Source organism: Promicromonospora umidemergens, from assembly GCF_024171995.1.
GTDB lineage: Bacteria > Actinomycetota > Actinomycetes > Actinomycetales > Cellulomonadaceae > Promicromonospora > Promicromonospora umidemergens.
The window spans coordinates 428,799-446,870 of record NZ_JAMTCT010000001.1 but is presented as its reverse complement, the minus strand read 5'-3'; the positions used below and the strand labels follow the sequence as shown (position 1 = coordinate 446,870).

Below are 18,072 nucleotides of genomic sequence, written 5' to 3'. Positions count from 1 at the left end.
GGCTCAGTGCTAACTCTTCTTCTCCCACAGATCGGGCAGCAGGTCGGACGCCGCCGCGGCCTGGGCGCCCAGGCCCTGGTCGAACAGCGGTGTGATCTCGTGGTCGGCGAGGTGGCCGTGCCAGGCCGGCGCACCCGAGGCGTCGTCGTCCCTGAGGGTTGCCGCGTGCACGAGCGACACTCGCGCGTCGTCGGGGAGGGTGACGTCCTTGCCGTCGACGCCGATCAGCGCGCCCCCGTCGCCCGGGCGGAACGTCACAGCGCCCGAGTCCGTGCCCGGCTCCGTGCCCGGCTCCGTGCCCGGCTCCGCGCCCAGGCCCGTACCCAGGTCCCCACCCGAGACCGCAGCCTCCGGCGGCTCGGCCGCCCACACCAGGCGTGCGGCGAGGCGCGACATCAGCGGGTGTCCCAGCACGAGCTCGCGCCAGTCGGCGAAGCTCCACGTGCGGCCGGTGACCATGGCCTCGGTGAAGCGCTGCGTCTGGAGCGCCACGACGGCCTCAAGCTCCGCACGCGACTCCTTGAGCTGGCGCTTCGCCTCGGCATAGACCTCGGCGCCGTCGGACACGCGCCGGGCCGGCAGCGCCTTGACCACCTTGCCCGCCGGATCGCGCAGCTCGAGCGTGAAGGTGTCGGAGATGCGCCCGGTGACCACGCGGTCGCCGTCGGGCGAGCCGAGGTCGAGGCGCAGGATGCCGTCGTCGTCGAATCCGGCAGTCCGCACCGTACGGTCGGCGAGCTGGTCCGCGTCCCAGCCGTTGCGGTCGGCGATGTCCTCGGCGAGTGCGGTCGCGGTCTCCTGGACACTGCACTGCATGAACCGGCGTGACACCGCGAGCAGCTGCCGCACCGCTGCCCTGTCCCCGTTGGCGGCCAGCGCCCGGACCAGGTACTCGGCCTGCGCCCGGCGGCCCTTGTGCGTGGCGAGGTAGTGCTGCGCGGTCCTGGCGAGCTCGGCCCCTGGCATGCCGACCGTCAGCGCGAGCAGGCCCTTCTCCGTGGTGGCTGAGCCGAGGCAGGTGGCCTGGTGCCCACGGGTGTCCTGAGCCACCCACGCGCGCAGGACGAACGAACCGAGCGCAGCCTGCGAGGCCGCGTCCAGCAGCCCGACATACCGGGCGATCTGCCCGTCTCCGCTGGGTACCTTCAGCTTGGTCGCCAGGACCACCCACCAGCGGACGACGTCGCGCGGCACGACGGCGCCCTGCTCGTCGGCACCGCCCTGGCCATGGCCGGCTGCCGCCCAGCGCACCTCGGGCAGCTGCTCGAACGGGAACCAGCCGAGACTCGCCGGTACCTTGCCCGCCAGGCCCTTGGCCGCCTCGGCCCGCAGGGTCTCCGGGGCGAGGTCGGCGGAGATGTCGTCGCCCAGCGCCTCCAGCGCCGTGAGCAGCGCGGCACGTGCCGCCTCGCGACGCTCCTTCGTCAGCGCGGCACGCAGGGCAGGTACCGCGGCGGTGTCACCGATGCGCGCCAGCCACGCGGCGGCCGCGGCCCGGATCTCGGCCTTCGGGTCCGCGAGCGCCTGCTGCGCCACGGACCGCACGTCTGCGTGTGCCTCCAGCACCTCCTGGGCGGCGCGGCGGTGGGTCTTGCCTGCGCCGAGGGCGAGCGCGGTGACGCTCGGCAGCAGGAGCGGCGGCACCGCGGGGAAGCGGTGAAAGATCCGCAGCGCCCTGGCGGTGCGGTCGCCGCCGGCCTCCGTGCCCCGCAGGGCACGCTCCAGGACCAGCGGCCGCTCGGCGAACCACGGCCACGACACGGCCGTCGAGATGTCCTCGGGCCCCCACCCGCTGTCCAGGACCACGTCAGCGATGAACTTCTCGGCGTCCTCGACGCCTACGCGTTCCAGGGCGTCCTGGAGCTGGCGCAGGTCGGTGAGCTCGCCCAGGTGGCCGTGCAACCACCACAGCAGGTTGTGACGCCAACCGCGGCGGCTCATCTCGACCGGTACGTGCAGCCGGATGCGGAGCATCAGGTCGTGCTCGCCGAACGGGTAGTTGCGACTACCGGTCAGCCAACGGAGCAGGGGCGACACCCCATATCTCCCCGCGCTGCGGAGCGGCTCGTCCCCGGCGAGCGTGGCCGAGAGCGTCTCGAAGTCCTTCTCGGTGATCTCCTCCAGCCGGGCGAGGTCGTACCGAACGGCCTGCAGCGCCCGGTCCTTCGAGCCGTCCGGCTCCCGCTCCTGGATCTCCGCGAGGCGGGCACGTGTCTCAGCGGTCGCCGTCTCGACGACGGTCCGTACCCGCTTGAGCACGTCGTCCGGCACGACGTCGGCCAGCGGCTCCCACGCCGGAAGCTCGATGGCGACGTCCTGCGCGGGGGACTCCAGCGCGCTGGACCGCTCGATCGTCTGGTCCAGCAGCGTGACGTGCGCGTTCTTCCCGCTCGCTACCTTCCCGTCCTGGTCACGCAGCGACGCGAGCGCCGCCTCGCACGCGTCGATCCCTCCGGCGAGCGCGGCCAGACGTGTCACCGCCTCGTTGAGCCTGCCTGTCGGCACCGTGGTCAGATAGGGCTCGAGCAGCGCCACCTGTCGGGTGGCCGGGAGGCCGGCGAGGCGCTCGAGCGCGGCGATCCGCACACCCTTGGCGGTGTCGACCGCGAGCTCCGCGACGGTCGGCGCAAGACCACCGGTCTCGGTGCGCTTCCCGATCCAGTCGAGCACCTCTGTCTTGCTCTCGGCGTTCAGGCTGGGGATGATCTCGACGAGCACCGCGACGTGCTGGGCCGCGTACTCGTCGAAGGCCGGTGTCCTGGAGAGCGCCAGCCGGGCAGCCGTGCGCTCGGGTCGGGTTTTCGTCGACCGGTGCACGACAGCCAGGAGCACGGTGCGCACGGCGTCGGCGGACGGCACCCCGCCCTCGATCGCGGCCCCCTCGAGTGCCGTCGGGGTCCAGCGCGCCGACACGGCCTCGTTCGTGACGGCCGAGCGGGTGCGCCTCATCGAGCTGACGACGGCCGTGTCGTGCACCAGGAGGGAGAGCCACTCCGGCACACCGGGGATCTCGACGGTGTCGCAGGCCTGCGCCAGCAGGCGCGCGAACCGCACGATCGTGGCGACGTCGGCGTCGGCGTAGAGACGCCGGCGTGCCCGGGCGCCCGACTCCGTCGTCCAGTCCTTGTGCACGGCGTCCCCCTGCCGGACGTCGTCGGGCGAGACCCAGTGCGAGTAGGCGGTGGCGAGTCCGGGCTGGTCGAGCAGCCGGTCGATGGTGTCGGTACTGGCGGACGCCACCGCGGTGAGCACCTCCGGCGTCGCGCCCTGCAGCACGTAGCCGACTGCGTCGGCGTACAGCCCGGTGCTCAGCAGCTTCAGCGGTGCCAGCGCGTCCTGCACCGCACTCGCGACACCGTCGCCGCCCCCGACCCGGTCCACCAGTTCCTGCAGCATCTCGCCCCTCACCCAGCCGTAGGTCACGCGGGCACAGCTCGCCCCTGTGACGCGCCGCATCAGCGGCACGCGCCACAAGTTAGCGGCACCCGCTGACAGTGCCGGCCCCCATGGCCGGACCACTTGTTCTCGGCAGGTCAGAGGTCCTACGGAGCGAGCCGGTGCAGGTCCCTCGGGAAGGGCGTCACCTCGCGGAGGTTCGCCGCCCCGACGAGGCGCGCCACCCAGCGCTCCAGGCCGATCGCGAACCCGCCGTGCGGCGGCATGCCGTGCCGGAAGGCCGCCAGGTACGACGCGTACGTCGCCGGGTCCTCGCCACGCGCCTCGATCGCCGCGACGTAGTCGGCGTACCGGTGCAGGCGCTGCCCGCCCGTGACCAGCTCGAGCCCGCGGAACAGCAGGTCGAAGCTGTTGCTCCACCGCGCTCCCCCGGGGGCCGAGCCCGTCTCCGGGTGGGTGTAGAACGGCCGCTTCGCCATGGGGTAGCCCTCGACGGCCACGAAGTCCGAGCCGTGCTCGGCCATCGCCCACTCCCCGAGGGCACGCTCGTGCTCGGGTGCGAGGTCCGGCTCGTCGGCGGGCGCCCCGACCAGCGCCAGGGCGTCGGCGAAGTGGATCACGGGAAACGCCGCCGGGACCTCCGGCACCTCGAGGCCGAGCCGTTCGGCGGCCCCCGAGCCGCGTACGGCGTCGGTCATGCCGGCGAGGACGTCGCGCAGTACCGCCAGCACGTCGCGATGGTCGCGCACGAAGCCGAGCTCGACGTCGAGGGAGCGGTACTCCGCCAGGTGCCGCACCGTGTCGTGCAGTTCGGCCCGAAAGACCGGTCCCACCTCGTAGACCCGCTCGAAGACGCCGACCATCTGCTGCTTGTAGAGCTGCGGCGACTGCGCCAGGTAAGCGGGCCGGCCGAAGTAGTCGACGGCGAACACGTTCGCCCCGGACTCGGTGGCCGTGCCAACGAGCTTGGGCGTGCAGACCTCCGTGAAGCCGGTCGCGTCCAGCGTCGCGCGGAAGCCGCGCAGGCTCGCCGCCGCGACCTCCCAGCGCGCCTTCTGCGCGGGGTGCCGCCAGGCGACCGCCGCATGGTCGAGCAGCGTCGGCAGGGCGGCCGTCAGGGCGGGCCGCCAGAGCTCGACCGGCGGGGTCTCCGCGGCGTCCGTGAGCGGGGTGACCGCGGGCTCCGTGATCTCCACACCGCCGGGGGCCTGCGGGTTGGCGGTGACCGTTCCGGTCACCTCCACGGTGGTCTCCTCCGGTGGCACCTGCCGCGACACGCCTGAGCGCACCACCACCTGGGCAAGGCCAGTGCGGTCGCGCAGCACGAGGAACGTCACGGTCGCCAGCTCGCGACGACGGTGGACCCAGCCCTGCAGCCGCACGACCGATCCGGGCGGGGCGGTGGGCAGATCACCGGCGAGGGTACGGACCGGCACGCTCGAAGGCGTCTCGGCGGACGTGCTCGACGGGGTGCTCGGGTATGGCAAGGGTGGTCTCATCAGTCCTCCAGAGAGCGAAGGCCCTGGAGGAGCGGGCGGGGGCTAGGTCGCTGTGCCACCACTCCTTCGCCGGGAGACCCCGGCCTCTCGTCGGAACGCCGCACGCGCGGGCGGGGCGCTCGCCCGGTCGTCCGGGCCGAGGGTCGTCACGCCTCACGCTCGCCGACACCAACGTTATGCCCGACGGCGGGGCGCCCGCCAGCCCGTTTCCCTCATCTGCCGGCGTCGAGCCATTGCCGCACCGCCTGCCCGACGGCGTCGGCGTCCTCCAGCGGCGTCAGGTGGCCGCGCCCCGCGAACGCCACGACCTCGGGGTCGCCGGGGAGCGCCGTCGCGAGCCGCGCGGCCTGCTCGAACGGGATCCAGGGGTCGGCGACGCCCCAGCCGATGCGGACCGGGCAGCGCACCTGGTCGAGCAGGTCCGCGATCGGTGCCGTGTGGGTGGGCGAGAGCTGGGCGATCTGCCGGTAGAAGGCGGCCTGCCCGGCCTCGTCGAGCCAGGGCTGGGCGAGCGCCTCGACCGCGTCGTCGGGCAGGTGATGGTTGGCGGCGCCCGCGATGTACTCCCGGACGAGGGCCGCGTGCAGCGGGCCGGGCACCGCGGCGAAGACCGGCTCGTTCTCGGCCACGAGACGGAAGAACGGCGACCCCCACGGGTCGAGCGTCACGATGTCGAGCAGGAACAGGCTCGCGACCTCGACGTCCTGAAGGAGGTGCGCGCCCAGCGCTACGGCTCCCCCGATGTCGTGGGCCACCACGTGGGGCCGGTCCAGCGACCAGTGCCGCAGCAGCGCCGCGAGCCGCTGTCGCTGGGCGACGAGATCGACCGGGCACGCCAGGTCCTTCGGCGATGCACCGTATCCGGGCATGTCCCACAGGAACACGCGGTGGTCACGGCTCAGCGCACGCGCCACCGGCGCCCAGACACGTGCGGACCACGGGGTGCCGTGGCAGAGCACGACGTCGCCGGCCGAGGTCCCGTCCGTCGGCTCGAGCACGTAGGTGGCGACGCGGGCACCGTCGGCCTCACCGACGTCGACGAAGACCGGTGCGGGCAGTGCGGACCGGGCCGCGGCAGGCTGTGGAGCAGGCATGGGCCGACGGTAGGACGTCGAGGCCCGTCGGTCCACAACGAGGGGTTAGGTTCGCCTTACCTTGTTGCTATGCTCGCCACGTGATGACACATTGTCAGCACGTTGCCCCCGCGTCGGAGGAGAGTTCATGAGCCTGGCCGTCGAGGAAGACCTGCCGCTGTCCGCCCTGCTTCGCGAGGGCACGCGCGCCGACCATGGCGCCGCCAACTCCGAAGACTTCATCGAACAGCTCATGTCCGGCGCGCTGGACCGGGCCGCCTATGCCGACCTCTCGGCCCAGCTGCTCGTGGTCTACGAGGCGCTCGAAGCGGCGAGCGCGGCCGTGCGCGACGACGAACGAGGCGCCGGCCTCGTCTTCAACGAGCTCACGCGGGTCCCCGCGATCGAGCGGGACCTGGCCTTCCTGTACGGGCCGTCCTGGCGCGAGGAGATCCGGATCCTGCCCGCGACGAGAGAGTACGCGGACCGGGTGCGCGAGGTCAGCGGCAGCCTGCCGCACTATGCCGCGCACTCGTACACCCGCTATCTGGGCGACCTGTCGGGCGGCCAGATCGTGAAGCGCATGATGAAGCAGCACTACGACCTGGACGGCGACGGGGTGGCCTTCTACACGTTCCCGGACATCCCGAAGCTCAAGGTGTTCAAGGACGCGTACCGCAACGAGCTCGACGGCCTCGACCTGGACGGCGACGAGGTGGCCACCACGCTCGCGGAGGCACACCACGCGTTCCACCTGAACCGCGTGGTGTTCACAGCGCTCGCCGAGATCCACTGCTGACCACCTGATGACCCATCTCACATGTTGAGAATCCTCACAGCCTGAACCTGTCACGAATCGCGGCCGCCGGTGGTCGGATTGAGTATGAACACCACCGAACGTCGGATCTCAACGACAGTGCTGGTCATCGGGACGGGCGGGTCGGGGCTTCGCGCCGCGATCGAGCTCGCAGAACAGGGTGTCGACGTGCTGGCCCTCGGCAAGCGTCCGCGCATGGACACCCACACCTCGCTCGCGGCGGGAGGCATCAACGCCGCGCTCGGCACGATGGACGCGGAGGACAGCTGGCAGCAGCACGCCGCCGACACCATCAAGGAGAGCTACTTCCTGGCCAACCCGCACACGGCGGAGATCGTCGCCAAGGGGGCAGCACAGGGCATCGCCGACCTCGAGCGGTACGGCATGGCCTTCGCCCGGGAGGACGACGGGCGCATCTCGCAGCGGTTCTTCGGCGCGCACACGTACCGGCGCACCGCGTTCGCCGGCGACTACACCGGCCTGGAGATCCAGCGCTCGCTGGTCAACCGGGCGGTACAGCTCGACATCCCGGTCCTCGACTCGGTCTACGTCACCCGGATCCTCACCCACGACGGCGCGGTGTTCGGCGCCTACGGGTTCGACCTGACCGACGGGACGCCCTACCTGATCCACGCCGACGCCGTGATCCTCGCGGCAGGCGGCCACAACCGGATCTGGCGGCGCACGTCGTCCCGGCGCGACGAGAACACCGGGGACTCGTTCCGGCTCGCCGTCGAGGCCGGCGCGCGCCTGCGCGACCCGGAGCTGGTCCAGTTCCACCCGTCCGGCATCATCGAACCGGAGAACGCCGCCGGGACCCTGATCTCCGAGGCGGCGCGCGGCGAGGGCGGCATCCTGCGCAACGCCCTGGGCGAGCGGTTCATGAAGAACTACGACCCCGAGCGGATGGAGCTGTCCACCCGCGACCGCGTGGCCCTGGCCGCGTACACCGAGATCAAGGAGGGACGGGGGACCGAGAACGGCGGCGTCTGGCTCGACGTCTCGCACCTGCCCCGCGAGACGATCATGACCCGCCTGCCGCGCGTCTACCAGACGATGCTGGAGCTGCAGATGCTCGACATCACCGCAGAGCCCATCGAGATCGCCCCCACCGCCCACTACTCCATGGGCGGGGTGTGGGTGCGGCCGGACGACCACAGCACCGAGGTCGACGGTCTCTACGCGATCGGCGAGGCGTCCAGCGGCCTGCACGGCGCCAACCGGCTCGGCGGCAACTCCCTGATCGAGCTGCTGGTGTTCGGCCGCATCGTCGGCCGGGCCGCCGCCGCCTACTCCGCCGGCCTGGAGGCGCAGCGTCGTTCGCACGACGCCGAGGCCGAGGCCCGCGCCGAGATCGCCGACCTGCTGACCGCCGACGGGCACGAGAACGTGCGCGCCCTGCAGCGTGCGGTACGCGACACGATGACCGAGCACGCCGGCGTCGTCCGGGACGAGCAGGGGCTGACCGCTGGCCTGCGGGAGCTGGACGAGATCGAGGTGCGCGCCAAGGAGGTCGGTATCCACCCGGACATCGCCGGGTTCCAGGACCTGGCGCACGCCTTCGACCTCAAGGCGTCGCTCATCGCCGCGCGCGCCACGCTGGAGGCCGCCCGCGAGCGCCGCGAGACCCGGGGGTGCCACAACCGCTCGGACTACCCGGACCTCGACCCGGCACTGCAGGTGAACCTGGTCTGGTCGCCGCGAACGGGAGTGGTCCGTGAGGCGATCCCGGGGGTCCCTGAGGAGATCGCAGCCCTGATCGAGGCGCAGGAGGTCTCGACGGAGGGCAAGCTGGTCGAGTAGCCGGCCGAGTGCGGGATCTTCGCCCTTCTGACGAGTCGGGAAGGGCGAGATCCTGCACTCAACGAGGGTGGCGGTCGGTCCAGGCCGGCCAGACGCGTGTGGCATCCGTGCGGCGGAGGTGGCCGCCCAGGTGCATGGCTCGCCAGACGCCGCGGTAGCCGGGCAGGATCCCCGAGGCGATGATCACGTGGCCGACGACGACGGGGGTCACCACGTACGTCGCCCACCGGTGCACCAGCAGGAACCAGACGAAGGCCGGGCCTCCGCTGACGAGCGCCAGCCCGACCCCCGAGACGACGAGGGCGAGCAGCGTCACGACGAGCACCAGGTTGGCGATGCGCTGCCCGGGGTCGAACCGGCCCTCGTGCCACCCGAACCGCCCGGTGAAGATCGCGGCCGGCCAGCGCCGGAACCAGGCGGCGTCACCGCGGTGGAACCGGACGGACTCCCGCCAGAAGGTGCGCCACCCCCGCGCGCCGACGACGGCGGCCAGCGCCGTCAGCCCCGCGAGGACCCAGCCGGTGACGGTGTGCAGCTCCGCGTCGGAGGCCCCCGTGGCTCTCGCGAGCACGCTCGGCCTGCCCTCCTGGCCCAGCTGCAGCCACCACCCCGTGGCCAGGAGCACGATGACCGTCACGTAGACGCCGGCGTGGAACCAGCGGGCAGGCCGTCCGTTGCGCTCGACGGTGCCCGCCGGGTCAGTACCCATCGCTGGTGCCGGAGTCGCTGCCCGTGTCGCTCCCCGCGCCGCCGGCTCCGACTGTCACGGTCACCTCGGTCTCCACCCCGGCGGGCGAGTGGTCGGCGTTGCGCAGCGACGCGTTGACCACGTGCTCGCCCTCCGGCAGGTCGGCGATCTCGACGCTGTCGCTCTCGACCACCTGGTACTCCTGGTCGTCGCCGTCGAAGAAGACGTGGACGTGGTGGGCGCCGGAGTCCGTCGGGCCGAGCTCCTCGCTGGAGGCGAGCTCGACGGCGAACGGCACCTCGACGGTGTCGCCGTCCTGCGGCGACGTGATCTCGAGGGTCATGCCGCCCGCCTCCGCGTCGCCGCCACTGCCTGCCCCACCGCCGTAGCCGCCACCGGTGCCACCCGTGCCACCGCCTTCCCCGCCACAAGCCGCTGCGAGCAGCACGGTCAGTGCCGCTCCGGCGACGAGCCTCGCTCCTCGTGGTCCGCGCCCCCGTAGTCTGAACATGGTTCCTCCTCTTTCCGGTCGTCCTCGTGGGCTTCCGTCACAGGTCCTTACGTGGCGTGGCCCCCGGACGGATCTCTCGGCCGACGGCCCGATCCGCGAACGGCGAGATCCACGAGCGGTCCGTGTACGTAGGAAAGGACATGACGGCATCGGACGAGGCACTCCTCGCCGGGATGGCCGCGGACGACGCGGACGCGGCCGCCGTCTTCGTGCGCCGCCACCAGGCGCGGGTGTACGGGCTCGCGCTCTTCGTGGTGGGCATCCCCGCCGTCGCGGAGGAGGTGGCGCAGGAGACCTTCGTGCGCGCGTGGCGGCACGCCGACGCGTTCGACCCGCGCCGTGGCCGCGCCACGACATGGCTCCTCGCGATCGCCCGGCATGCCGCGATCGACGTGCTGCGCGTGCGGCGTGACGTCCCCGTCGACCCCGTGGTCATGGTGGAGACGATCGCCGACCCCGACCGCCTCGCCGAACGCGTTGCGACCGGCACCACCGTGAACGCCGCCCTCGCCCGGGTATCACGCGACCAGGCGACGGCGGTCGTGCTCGCCGCGGTGTTCGGGCTCAGCGGTGCCGAGATCGCCGAACGGACCGGTGTACCGCTGGGCACGGCCAAGACCCGTATCCGCCTGGGGCTGCGGCACCTGCGTGACGAGCTGGCGAGCACGAGGGAGGTCGAGAAGCCATGACGACCGGACGGTGCGCCGCGCTGCGGGACGCGCTCACCGAGGTGGCGCTGGGCGTCGCCGACGGCACCACGCGCGGCACGGTGCTGGCGCACCTCGCGACCTGCGAGAGGTGCCGGGACGACCTCGCGTCGCTGGCCGCCGCGGCCGACGAGCTGCTCCTGCTCGTCCCGGAGCGCGAACCCTCGGCAGGCTTCGAGGGCCGCGTGCTCGCCCGGCTCACGTCCGACGGGTCCGCCCGTCCGGCCGGCTCGCCCGCCCTGGCCGACGGCCGCGTCCCACCCGTCGGGCCGGCTGCCCTCCGGCGGCACCGGGCGCGGACGGCCGTCCTCGCCGGGGCGCTGGGCGTGGGGCTGCTCGGCGTCGGCGGCACGGGCGTGTGGGTCGCCACGGAACCGGACCGCGACCTCGCCGCCGCCTACCGCACGACGCTCGACACGGCGGACGGCCGCTACCTCGCGGCCGCCGACCTCACGACCGACGGGGAGTCCGGGGGCCCGGCACGGCCGGTCGGCACGGTCTTCCTCTACGAGGGCAACCCGTCCTGGGCGTACGTGGTGGTTCGCGACGGGACTGCGCCGAGCTACACGGTCACGGTCACCGTCGCCACGGGCACCGCGGCCGACGACGGAGCAGGCGCCGCACCAGGCACTCGCGAGGTCACGCTCGGGTCGTGCGTCGTGGACGCGGGCACCTGCTCGGCCGGCGGCGTGCTCGACGTCGCCGTGCACGGCGTCGTGACCATCCGGCTGACCGCCCCGGACGGCGAGACGTGGGCGACCGCGGCCCCGCGCACCCCGTCCTGACGACGACCGCGCCACGACCGACGGCCGCGTCACGACGCCGCGGCCGCCCCCTCCGTCGCCGTGCGGTTGGTCTCCCGCATCGCCTCGAGCACGCTGTCGATGTGGGCGGCCATCGCCGCCTCGGCGGCCCCGCGGTCGCGCCCGCAGATCGCCTCGACGATCGCCATGTGCTCCTTGACCGACTTGGCGGGCCGGCCCGGCTTCATCGCGAGCCGGTACTGGTGCCGCACGAGCTGGCCACGGAGCCGGACGATCAGGGTCCGGGCGGTGCGCTGACCGCTGATCTCATGGATGCGGGCGTGCAGGCGGCGGTTCAGCATCGCGTACTCGCCGACGTCGCCGCTCGTCGCGGCGGCGTCCATCTGCCCGGCGACGCCACGGAGCTCGGCGATCTCCGCGTCGGTGACGTGCTCGGCGGCCTTGCCCGCGCACAGCGACTCCAGCGCCCGCCGGACCTCGGTGATCTCGATCGCCTCGTCGAACGGGATGACGCGTACGCGGGCCCCGCGGTTCTGCACCCGTTCGACGAGGCCTTCCCCCTCGAGCCGGCCGAACGCGTCACGTACGGCGGCCCGGGAGGCCGCGAACCGCTCGACGAGCTCCGACTCGATGAGGCGCTGCCCTGGTACCAGCTCGCCCTCGAGGATCAGCGCCCTGATGTCCGCGTCCACAGCCATGTTCGAAGGTCTCCGTCCAGCAGTCGGCGTCCGGCTCCACGTTCTGAAGGGGATTCTTCCAGCATGAGTGCCCTATTCGTCCTGCAGCGCGGACTCGATCCACGCTGAGGGCACCAGGTCGGCGAAGGCCGGCGGGTCGGGGATCAGCCCACTCTCCTGGTGGAAGGCGGCGGACGTCTCGTACCCGCTCTCGGCGGGCACCGGGGTGTCCGCGATCGCGTCCTGCAGCACGGGGGCCAGGAGCTTGATCGTCTCGGCGTCCATGGTCGACTGGTACTTCTGCAGCAGCTCGGCCGCGGCGGCGTCGTCGGAGCTGATGAGCTCCTCGGCACGGGCGATACCCCGCACGAACGCCGCGGTCGCCTCTGGCTTGTGGTCCATCACCTCCTGGGTGGTGAACAGCGCGCCGTGCACGGCGTCCGCCAGCTCGGGCACGTCGCCGCGAGCGGGCGAGATGAAGATGCGGCCGACGCCGGTGGCCTCGGCCTGCTCACCGACCGGCTGGAAGAACGACAGGGCGTCGACCCGTCCGGCCTTGAGCGCCCCGATCGCGGCCGACGGGTCGGCTCCCAGGTTGACGAGCGTGACGTCGGTGGCCGTGTCGAGGCCCTGCTGTGCCAGCAGGTAGGAGACCAGGGCCTCGGTGCCGCTGCCCGGTCCGGTGATGCCGATGGCCTTGCCCTCCAGCGCGGCGACCTTCTCCTCGAGCGGCCCGTCGTCGAGCGATTCCGGGATGCCGGCACCGGCGATGACGTCGACGTAGTACTCGTTGACGAGGGATCCGATGACGCGGGCGCCGTCGTTGATCTGGTAGAGGTTGTAGGCGTCGGTCATGACGCCGCCGGCGATGTCGATGCTGTCCGACTCAAGGGCCGCGGCCAGCTTGGCGCCGGTCCCGAGGCGCGGCCGCTCGGCGAGGGTGAGCCCTTCGTCCTCGAAGAAACCCTGGTCCTCGGCGACGAAGATCGGGAAGAAGGCCACCGAGTCGCTGATCTGCCCCACGTTCAGGGTCATGGCATCGGCGCCCGTGGCGGGCTCGCTGGTTCCTTTGTTGGCGCAGCCTGCGGCGGCGACCAGGCTGATCGCGACGAGGGCGGCGGCGCCTGCCATTCGGGCGGGGGTGGTGCGTTGCGGGTTCACGGAGCTCCTCCTTGAGCTGGCACAGCTGGACGGACAGGACACGGTCAGGTGTCGAGCGGCTTCCACCGGCTCGTGCGGGCGTCGATGAGGCCCACCAGACCGTTGAGGACCATGGCGATGACCGAGAGGACCAGCAGCGTCGCGAACACCCCGTCGGTGTCGAACTTCGCGGACGAGTCGCTGATGAGGAACCCGAGGCCGCGGTTGGACGCGACCAGCTCCCCGATGACGGCGCCGATCAGCGCGTACGGGATCGACACCCGCAGCCCGGTGAGCAGCCCCGTCATGGACGCGGGCAGCACCACCTTGAGCGCGACGTCGCGCCGGCTGCCGTTCATCAGCCGCACCGCGTCGACGAGCGCCGAGTCGACCTGGTGGACGCCGGCGGCGGTGTTGATGAAGACCAGGAAGAACACCGACACGGCCGCGAGCAGCACCTTCATGTCGGTGCCGATGCCGAACCAGACGATGAACAACGGCGCGAGGGCGACCTTCGGGATCGCGTACAGCGCCATGACGTAGGGGTCGAGGATGGTCCAGACCACCCGGATCGGCGCGATCAGGTAGGCCAGGACCGCGCCGGCTCCGGCGCCGAGCAGGAACCCGAGCACGATCTCCTGGATGGTGATCCACGTGTTGGTCCACAGCGTGCCGTCGGCGATCCAGCCGGCGAGCCGCTCCCAGATGCCCTGCGGCGAGCTCACGTACTGCGGGTCGAGCACCGGACCGGACAGGACCTGCCAGACGGCGACCAGCGCCACCAGGAGGCCGGCCCGCCACGCCCAGACGGTCGCCCTGCGGCCGTGCTTCTCGCGGAAGCCACGAGCGGTCCGCACCTGGAGCGGTCCGGCGGATCCCGGTCCCGCGGTTCCGGCGTCGGTGGTGGTCGCGGCGCTCATCGGGCGCCCTCCTTCAGTGCGACGGACAGGCTCTTGTGCAGGGCGACGAACCGGGGATCGACCCGCACCTCGTCGGGATCGCGCGGGCGCTGCAGGTCGACGTCTACGTCGAGCAGCACCGACCCGACGGGGCCCAGCACCACCACGCGGTCGGCGAGCAGCAGCGCCTCCTCGATGTCGTGGGTGACGAAGACGACGGTGCGACCGGTCCCCTGCCACAGCCGCAGCAGCTCGCCCTGCAGCTCGGTCCGTAGCTGGGCGTCGAGCGCGCCGAACGGCTCGTCGAGGAGCAGGGTCTCCGGGTCGGCGGCGAGCATCCGGGCCAGGCTCGCCCGCCGTCGCATACCGCCCGACAGCTCCCGCGGGAAGTGGTGCTCGAAGCCCCCGAGGCCGACCAGCTCGATCAGCCGCTGCGCCTCCTCGCGCCGCGACCGCTTGCCCTCGCCGCGCAGCTCGCGCGGCATCTCGACGTTGCGGGTGACGTCCCGCCACGGCATGAGCGTGTCGTGCTGGGTCAGGTAGCCGATCTCGGTGCTAGGCCCGCTCAGCGCGGTGCCCCGGTAGAGGATCTGGCCCGACGTCGGCCGGGTGAGGCCGGCCATCAGGTTCAGCAGCGTGGACTTGCCGCAGCCGCTGCGGCCCAGGAGCACGAGGAACTGGCCCGGCCGCACGGTGATGCTGAACTCGCGCAGCGCCACCAGGTCCTGGTCGCCCTTGGGGAAGTGCTTGGCGAGGTCACGGACCTCCAGCACGCCGTCGGCGTCGGTCCCCTGGCCTGCCGGGTGCACGATGGTGGAGGCACTCATCTCCGGTTCCTCTCTGTGTCGTCCTGCCGGTCTGTGTCACGCAGTCCGTGGATGTCGTAGCTGAGCTCGCCCGCGAGGAGCCGTTCACGCATGCCCGCCTCGCGGGCCAGCCGCGCGCGGGTCGCCGCCAGCACGTCCGCCAGGTCCTCCTGCGGCACGACGACGGCGCCGTCCCGGTCCAGCACGACGACGTCGCCCGGCCGGACCGACTGCCCACCGATCTCCACGGGGACATCGAGCTCACCCGGATCGGTGCGGCGCGCGCCGCGGACACGCACCCACCGGGTCCACACGGGCAGGCCGAGCTCACGGACGTCGTCCACGTCGCGCACGGCGGCGTCGACCAGCACGGCGGCGGCGCCGTGCACCTTCGCCTGGGTGACGAGCAGGTCACCGACGAGCCCGACGGGCCGGGGCTCGGGCATGGCCAGGACGAGCACCTCACCGGGCTCGAGCACCGAGATCGCCCGGTGCACCGCGAAGTTGTCGTCCTGCGCGCAGGCCACGACCCGGGCGGGACCGGCGACGCGGGTGCCGGGCACGAGCTGCTGCAGCTCGACGTCGACCATCCCCCGCCGGCCCGCTGCCTCGTACACGGTGGCGACCCCGGCGCCGGCGAGCTCGTGGCAGATCGCGCCGAGGCCGGCGCTCGCGTCCGTGCCCTGGGCCGTGCTCAGGTTCGTGCTCAGGTCCGCGCTCACAGTGCCTCCACGACGTTCGGGACCAGGCGCTGGAACGCCTCGGCCTGGCGGATCGCCTTGTTGCCCGTCACCTTGCGGGCATGGTTGCCGCGGTGACCGGCGCGCTCGGTGTAGTACTCGCGCAGATAGCTCTGCGCCGCCATCGCGGACATGGCCTCCGACTTGCGGTCCATGACGGGGGTGATGTCGACGAAGACGCTGGGCACGAACCCGCACAGCTCGGGCTGGTGCGGCTCGAACACGAGGAGCTCGGTGGGCGGCGCCGTCCGGAAGCCGGACTCGACGCCGGCGCCAGAGGTCAGCAGCCGCGCCTGCGCCGCGGCGGCGTAGGCCACGGGGTGGTCGGGGTTGAAGGGGTCCTTGTCGGGGTGGGTGAGCACGACGTGGGGCGCGAAGTCGCGCATCAGGCCCGCGAGGCGGTCCACGGCGTCGGGTCCCACACGCAGCGGGTAGTCGCCGAGGTCGAACGCGACCAGCTCCGCGCCGACGGCGGCCGCCGCGGACTCGGCCTCCTTGTGCCGCACCGCCTTGACCTTCTCCTCGGTCTGCCCCTCCTCCTTCCAGAGCTCCCCGGACTCGCCGCGCTCGCCGTACGAGAGAGCGACGACGACGGACGTGCCACCGGCGGCGGAGTTCTTGGCGATCACCCCTGAGGCCCGCCAGACGAAGTCGGCGCTGTGCGCTCCGACGACCAGGAGCCGGCGGCCGCTCATGCGCGCACCCCTTCGGCGTCGGCCGGGACGGGCTCGGCACCGGAGGGCTCGGTGACGACGGCGAGCCTGCGCGAGTTGACGACCGCCATCGTGTGGACGTCCTCCTCGGAGAACCCGTTGGCGAGGAAGCCGTCCGCGAGCAGCGCCAGCCCGTCCTCGACCGGCGGGTTGAACGGCTGCCCCAGGTCGCTGGACAGGACCGAGTGCTCGGGCCCTACCCGGCGCACGTGGTCGTAGAACTGCTCCCAGGAGACCTTGCCGCTGTGCGGCGTCGTGAAGCACCGCTCCATGAGGGCGCCGTGCTCGGCGAGCTCGCGCTGCGCGTCGACGGGCACCCGCTGCGAGGTGAACTCGGGGTGCGTCACCACCATGCGCCGCACGCCCGCCTCGGCGGCCGCGCGCACGACCTGGAGGATCTCGGAGCCGGACAGGTGGCCGGTCGCGAGCACCAGGTCGTGCTCCGCGATCAGGTCGAGCACGTCGCGCAGGGCCTGCACCGGCCCGTCGTCGTCGACGACGGGGATCGCCGGGGCCATGATGCCGCGCTCCGCGAGGTCGTCCTGGATCTGGGCCCACATGGGCGGGACGGCGCCCGCAGGCGCCTTGGCGCGGCTCTCGCGCTGGTTGGTGCAGTCGACGGTGGGCAGCCACACGACGCGTGCGCCCTGCCGGGCCGCGATCTCGACCGCCACGGGGTTGAGCCCGCCGACGGAGGCGTTGAGCGTGATGGCGCCGAGGACGTCGGCGCCCGGCACCACCTTGCGCACGTTCTCGGCGCGCTCCGCCGTCGGCACGTAGTGGGACTTGAGGACGAAGCCGGCCTGGCCGACGTCGACGAACCGCTGGGCGAGCTCGAGGTCGTCGACGCGCCGCTTCATCACGTCGGGCGCGACGTGCACGTGCGTGTCGTAGGCGCCCCGGACGAGCTCGCGGGCCCGTGCCGACGGGACGGGGTGCGCTTCCGGGTGGGTGTGGCCGTCAGTCATACGGTCTGCTCCTTCGCGTGGGTGGGATGCGCGAGCTCGACCAGGAGGTCGTGGCTCGCGCGGGCGATGCGGGGCTCGACGCCGAGGTCGGTCAGCAGCTCGGCCGCCGCGGCCATCTCGTGGGACCTGCGGACGGCGTGCTCGGCCGACCCGGAGACCAGCCGCTCGACGGTCGTCCGGTCGGCGCGGGCGAGCTCGTCACCGATGTTGTCGCGCAGCCAGGGCTCGAGTCCGGCCACCTTCGCGGCGGCCAGCGCCTCGACGACCGCCGCGGCGAGGCCCTTGAAGAACACGCTGCGCAGCAGCTTGCGCGTGGCGGCCTCGCCGGGGCCGCCGTCGACGATCGTGATGCCGGCACCGAGCGGGGTGAGGGCCTCAGCGAGGCGCCGGGCACCAGGGCCGCTGGCGAGCATGGGGGTACGCAGCCCGCTGCCGGGCACGGGGCTCATCAGGGCGACGTCGGCGAAGACGGAGGTGCGCGACGTCGCGGCGAGCGCCGCGGCGAGGTCGCGCTTGAGGCGGGCGTCCCCGGTGTTGAGGTCGGCCCAGACCGCGCGGTGCGCGGCCGGTGCGCCGTTGCGGAGCGCGACCGCTGCGTCGGCCGCGCTGTTGACGCTCAGCACGAGCTGAGCGCCTGCGACGGCGGCCGCCTCGCTGGGCCGGACCTGGACGCCCGAGGGCGCCGGCCGGACCGGGTCGTAGCCCTGGACGACGACCCCGGCGTCGACGAGGTCTCTCGCTATCTCGGAGCCGGCTTCGCCGAGCCCGAGCACTGCCACGCATACGGACATCTGCGGCCGCCTTTCAGTGTCAACAACAATGTCAACAATCCCGTCGACACTGAGTGTGCCGCAGATCGCCCGACCGCACA

Annotated in this window: 17 protein-coding genes; 4 read left to right on the top strand and 13 right to left on the bottom strand. The window is 72.7% G+C overall.

What is annotated here, in order from left to right:
- Positions 1-9: 9 nt before the first annotated feature.
- The 3 genes from APR04_RS02090 to APR04_RS02080 all read right to left on the bottom strand — a co-directional run bounded on the left by APR04_RS02090 (position 10) and on the right by APR04_RS02080 (position 5,989).
- On the bottom strand, positions 10-3,456 hold the full coding sequence (locus APR04_RS02090; protein ID WP_253868000.1) for a DUF4132 domain-containing protein: 3,447 nt from the start codon (positions 3,454-3,456) through the stop codon (positions 10-12).
- Positions 3,457-3,542: 86 nt separating this feature from the next.
- Entirely contained in the window at positions 3,543-4,832 is a 1,290-nt protein-coding gene (gene aspS / locus APR04_RS02085; RefSeq protein ID WP_253867491.1) for an aspartate--tRNA(Asn) ligase, read from the bottom strand.
- A 275-nt stretch (positions 4,833-5,107) separates the two neighbouring features.
- Complete coding sequence (locus APR04_RS02080; RefSeq protein WP_253867490.1) at positions 5,108-5,989, bottom strand: alpha/beta fold hydrolase; 882 nt, start codon at positions 5,987-5,989, stop codon at positions 5,108-5,110.
- A 127-nt stretch (positions 5,990-6,116) separates the two neighbouring features.
- On the opposite strand from APR04_RS02080, the gene APR04_RS02075 reads away from it, so the two are divergent.
- Positions 6,117-6,767: a biliverdin-producing heme oxygenase gene (locus tag APR04_RS02075; RefSeq protein WP_253867489.1), complete on the top strand. Its 651-nt coding sequence runs from the start codon at positions 6,117-6,119 to the stop codon at positions 6,765-6,767.
- Positions 6,768-6,851: 84 nt separating this feature from the next.
- Positions 6,852-8,588, top strand: coding sequence for an L-aspartate oxidase (locus tag APR04_RS02070; protein WP_253867488.1), 1,737 nt, complete (start codon positions 6,852-6,854; stop codon positions 8,586-8,588).
- 58 nt (positions 8,589-8,646) lie between these two features.
- On the opposite strand, the gene APR04_RS02065 is transcribed toward APR04_RS02070, so the two are convergent.
- A complete protein-coding gene (locus APR04_RS02065; RefSeq protein WP_253867487.1) occupies positions 8,647-9,297 on the bottom strand; it encodes a cytochrome b/b6 domain-containing protein in 651 nt (216 codons plus the stop codon).
- Positions 9,287-9,787 (bottom strand): hypothetical protein, encoded by a 501-nt coding sequence (locus tag APR04_RS02060; RefSeq protein ID WP_253867486.1) that lies wholly within the window; start codon positions 9,785-9,787, stop codon positions 9,287-9,289. Before APR04_RS02060 ends, APR04_RS02065 begins: the two co-directional genes overlap by 11 nt.
- 140 nt (positions 9,788-9,927) lie before the next feature.
- Between APR04_RS02060 and APR04_RS02055 the strand changes: the two genes are divergently transcribed.
- On the top strand, positions 9,928-10,476 hold the full coding sequence (locus APR04_RS02055) for an RNA polymerase sigma factor (RefSeq protein WP_253867485.1): 549 nt from the start codon (positions 9,928-9,930) through the stop codon (positions 10,474-10,476).
- Complete coding sequence (locus tag APR04_RS02050; RefSeq protein WP_253867484.1) at positions 10,473-11,279, top strand: zf-HC2 domain-containing protein; 807 nt, start codon at positions 10,473-10,475, stop codon at positions 11,277-11,279. Before APR04_RS02055 ends, APR04_RS02050 begins: the two co-directional genes overlap by 4 nt.
- A 29-nt stretch (positions 11,280-11,308) precedes the next feature.
- Here the strand turns inward: APR04_RS02050 and APR04_RS02045 are convergent, their stop codons facing one another.
- From APR04_RS02045 to APR04_RS02010, 8 genes are all read right to left on the bottom strand, one after another.
- Positions 11,309-11,956, bottom strand: coding sequence for a GntR family transcriptional regulator (locus APR04_RS02045; RefSeq protein WP_253867483.1), 648 nt, complete (start codon positions 11,954-11,956; stop codon positions 11,309-11,311).
- A gap of 72 nt (positions 11,957-12,028) precedes the next feature.
- Positions 12,029-13,096 (bottom strand): ABC transporter substrate-binding protein, encoded by a 1,068-nt coding sequence (locus tag APR04_RS02040; RefSeq protein WP_253867482.1) that lies wholly within the window; start codon positions 13,094-13,096, stop codon positions 12,029-12,031.
- A 44-nt stretch (positions 13,097-13,140) separates the two neighbouring features.
- Complete coding sequence (locus APR04_RS02035) at positions 13,141-13,995, bottom strand: ABC transporter permease (RefSeq protein ID WP_253867481.1); 855 nt, start codon at positions 13,993-13,995, stop codon at positions 13,141-13,143.
- Positions 13,992-14,801, bottom strand: a complete 810-nt coding sequence (locus tag APR04_RS02030) for an ABC transporter ATP-binding protein (RefSeq protein ID WP_253867480.1) — start codon at positions 14,799-14,801, stop codon at positions 13,992-13,994. The genes APR04_RS02035 and APR04_RS02030 overlap by 4 nt, the downstream gene beginning before the upstream one ends.
- The gene (locus APR04_RS02025) at positions 14,798-15,502 is read right to left on the bottom strand and encodes an RraA family protein (protein ID WP_253867479.1); all 705 of its coding nucleotides are present in this window, start codon (positions 15,500-15,502) and stop codon (positions 14,798-14,800) included. The genes APR04_RS02030 and APR04_RS02025 overlap by 4 nt, the downstream gene beginning before the upstream one ends.
- On the bottom strand, positions 15,499-16,215 hold the full coding sequence (locus APR04_RS02020) for a PIG-L deacetylase family protein (RefSeq protein WP_253867478.1): 717 nt from the start codon (positions 16,213-16,215) through the stop codon (positions 15,499-15,501). Before APR04_RS02020 ends, APR04_RS02025 begins: the two co-directional genes overlap by 4 nt.
- Positions 16,212-17,201, bottom strand: a complete 990-nt coding sequence (locus APR04_RS02015) for a DUF6282 family protein (protein ID WP_253867477.1) — start codon at positions 17,199-17,201, stop codon at positions 16,212-16,214. The genes APR04_RS02020 and APR04_RS02015 overlap by 4 nt, the downstream gene beginning before the upstream one ends.
- Complete coding sequence (locus APR04_RS02010) at positions 17,198-17,992, bottom strand: NAD(P)-dependent oxidoreductase (RefSeq protein ID WP_253867476.1); 795 nt, start codon at positions 17,990-17,992, stop codon at positions 17,198-17,200. The genes APR04_RS02015 and APR04_RS02010 overlap by 4 nt, the downstream gene beginning before the upstream one ends.
- Positions 17,993-18,072 lie beyond the last annotated feature (80 nt).